General features: G+C 44.6%; 4 protein-coding genes. 3 read left to right on the top strand and 1 reads right to left on the bottom strand.

Annotated elements, in window-relative coordinates; all coding sequences use genetic code 11:
* Window positions 1-142 precede the first annotated feature (142 nt).
* On the bottom strand, window positions 143-1093 hold the full coding sequence (locus H6B30_RS15830) for an IS1595 family transposase (protein WP_205112221.1): 951 nt from the start codon (window positions 1091-1093) through the stop codon (window positions 143-145).
* 159 nt (window positions 1094-1252) lie between these two features.
* On the opposite strand from H6B30_RS15830, the gene H6B30_RS15825 reads away from it, so the two are divergent.
* From H6B30_RS15825 to H6B30_RS15815, 3 genes are all read left to right on the top strand, one after another.
* Window positions 1253-1777, top strand: coding sequence for a DUF6443 domain-containing protein (locus H6B30_RS15825; RefSeq protein ID WP_239484175.1), 525 nt, complete (start codon window positions 1253-1255; stop codon window positions 1775-1777).
* An 84-nt stretch (window positions 1778-1861) separates the two neighbouring features.
* Window positions 1862-2137, top strand: coding sequence for a hypothetical protein (locus H6B30_RS15820; RefSeq protein WP_205112222.1), 276 nt, complete (start codon window positions 1862-1864; stop codon window positions 2135-2137).
* Window positions 2138-2182: 45 nt separating this feature from the next.
* Window positions 2183-2458 carry a hypothetical protein gene (locus H6B30_RS15815; RefSeq protein WP_205112220.1) on the top strand — a complete coding sequence of 92 codons (276 nt, stop codon included), beginning with the start codon at window positions 2183-2185 and terminating at the stop codon, window positions 2456-2458.
* The last annotated feature ends 73 nt before the right edge of the window (window positions 2459-2531 follow it).

Raw genomic sequence — 2531 nt, 5'->3', positions numbered from 1 at the left:
TTGAACACTATAAAGTTACAACAATTTTCGCTAATCACCAAATTTACAAATAGTTATAATTCATCGAACTCACGTTAGTTATATTTAATATAATGTTACAGGAGATTTGTATTATTTTAAATGAATGTCCGCAAGTTGCCAATCAATAAATTCGATGTTTAAAGTTCGCCCTATACGTACATGCGCAAAGTTCGGGCCTGTCAAAGAGTCTGAAGCCCAAATACCTTCTGTTGAACTTATAACAGAACTCGTTAAGGTAGAGTTGCAGGAACTCTGCTTTTATGTCATGGTACGTGTCCAGTATGCTCCTTTTGGCATTGCTGATGGCAATGTGCACCCAAGTCAGAACTTTCCCGACACTCTTTTTGTCATCCGCAACTACGGCATGGTGGGAGGTTGTCACTCCGTCCTTTTCAAGAGCGGCATAACTGCTGAACCCGTCCGTGGTCACATCGGCGTTTCCGTCCGTCCCCGTCTTTATCTTGCCCGTGATGGTGGAAGCCTTAAAATCGCCGATGACCAGCATCTTTATATGCCCGACAGTTTTGGGCGTACTGTACTTTCTGGCAGGAGGCGTAGCGGACCGGCTGCTTTCGGCCATGACAAGGACGGAAGTCTTGCGCTGGCTTCCACGCCCTCGCTTCAGCGGACAGTCCTTCTGGTCTTCAGGAGTTTCGGTGGAAAAGAAGCCCTCGTCCACTTCCATATCCCCATGAAGGGCGTAAAGGCTGTCGCGCCTGCCCATCACATCGCGCAGCTTATGCACAATTTCCCATACGGGCTGGTAACGCTTGCGGCCGAGCTGGCGCTGTATCTCCTTTGCCGATATGGCACGCCTGGTAGCCGTCAGCATGAACATGGCCGCGAACCAATCACGCACAGGAAGATGGCTGCCTTGCATGACCGTGCCCGAACGAAGCTGCATCTCATGTTTGCAATCCATGCAAGTCCAGGACTTATGGCTCGGATTCCAGCTCAGGCGCAAACCGCCGCACTGGCTGCAGAACAGACCGTGGTGTTCACGGAAACTACGCAATGCAGCCTCGCATGAGGCCTCGTCTGGGTATTGACGGTAAAAATCAAGCAGGGTCATATCATATACGTTTTTATTGTCCATACATCTCGCATCAAGCATAAAGTGTTCCAATACACGCCTATCGGACATCTTGGCGGTTTAAACTTTGCTAATTTGGGAACATGCGGACATTCATTTTATTTTATTTCTCTATATGATAAATAAAATAAGAAATAGATGATCTCTATACATATGATTAGTCAGCGGGTGAGGTACAGCTACGGTATGGCATTGGAACGTCGTGATTTGAATAACTTCTATTATGAAACCGACATTGACAACCTTGGTCGTATCAAGGCGGTAAGAGGTCCGAACGAACTGGCAGCAGGAATACCTTATGTGATTTCTTTCGACTATCATCCGATTGCCGAATTTACCGACAAAGGTATCAGCGCACCGGCCTATGCCGTAACCAAGCACTATGACGTGCAGCATCCGAGTGACGATATGGAAACCGTGACCCTTGTAGACGGCTTCGGCAGACCTGTTCAGGTGAAGAAAGACGGTGTCGTGACCACCGCATCCAAGGGCGGCTCATCAAGGGATGAGAATGTGATGATTGTCAGCGGACGTAATGTCTATGATGCCTTCGGTCGTGTGTCCAAGACATATTATCCGACAACGGAAGCCGTGGGCAGCAGATCCGTATTCAACCGCACCCGCCCACCGTTACCGTCTATGACGTGCTCAACCGTGCAATGAAAGTCACTCTGCCCGATGGCAGCGAAACCCATACCGAGTACAGAGAGAGGATAAGAATAGAAAACAAAATAGAAGGTAATGGCTATGAAGAAAGTGACTCTTTTTGTCATGATTATTCTGGTTTTGATTGCTCTGACATTGTACTGTGGGTGTATTGGTACACCCACAGTACAAAATAATGCGACCACTCAATCAATGCCGGTTGACACTCTACAATATAATAAAGATAAACTGCATGTTGCTGATTGCATTTATAATAACGTTGAATGGTATCGACTCTCCTGTATAAAAGGTGAAGAATTTTACGATCCAGTAAATTTCTACGCGCTATATTCGCGTAGATTCGATGTCAAGTCTTAGAGTTTTAAGTGCAATCAATATTCAAGCAGGAAGTATTTAACTGTGATGGTTGATACTATTTTGTACGATGAAGCCGGATGTAAATGTTTTGCGCTTGGGGTAATTAAAGATAGTAGAAGATTCAAATATGATGCAAAAGCCTTTATAGGATATCGGGAATATTTAGCGGATACGTTAAATATCTATCCATGTATAAATTTTCGGGTTACAGGTTTTGAAAACTACTCAAACGCCATAGCCGTACTAAAAGATTATTATTTCAATAAACAGAAGGGTAGTAGTTTGGGTATTGGTGTATACGAAGGTAAAGTTTTTAATTAACGTGAATTCGACGAATTCAAAACAAAGCAAGCTGTGTGTCAAATGTACGTTGTACATTGATACACGGCTTTTT

The organism is Marseilla massiliensis (assembly GCF_016899955.1).
Classification (GTDB): Bacteria; Bacteroidota; Bacteroidia; order Bacteroidales; family Bacteroidaceae; genus Prevotella; species Prevotella intestinigallinarum.
The sequence above is the reverse complement of the archived record's forward strand: the minus strand, read 5'-3'. Positions and strand labels throughout refer to the sequence as shown.

Excerpts from the sequence above, each read along its gene's own strand:
- H6B30_RS15830 (WP_205112221.1), bottom strand. The coding sequence starts at position 1,093 with ATGACCCTGCTTGATTTTTACCGTCAATACCCAGACGAGGCCTCATGC.
- H6B30_RS15825 (WP_239484175.1), top strand. The coding sequence starts at position 1,253 with ATGATCTCTATACATATGATTAGTCAGCGGGTGAGGTACAGCTACGGT.
- H6B30_RS15820 (WP_205112222.1), top strand. The coding sequence starts at position 1,862 with ATGAAGAAAGTGACTCTTTTTGTCATGATTATTCTGGTTTTGATTGCT.
- H6B30_RS15815 (WP_205112220.1), top strand. The coding sequence starts at position 2,183 with ATGGTTGATACTATTTTGTACGATGAAGCCGGATGTAAATGTTTTGCG.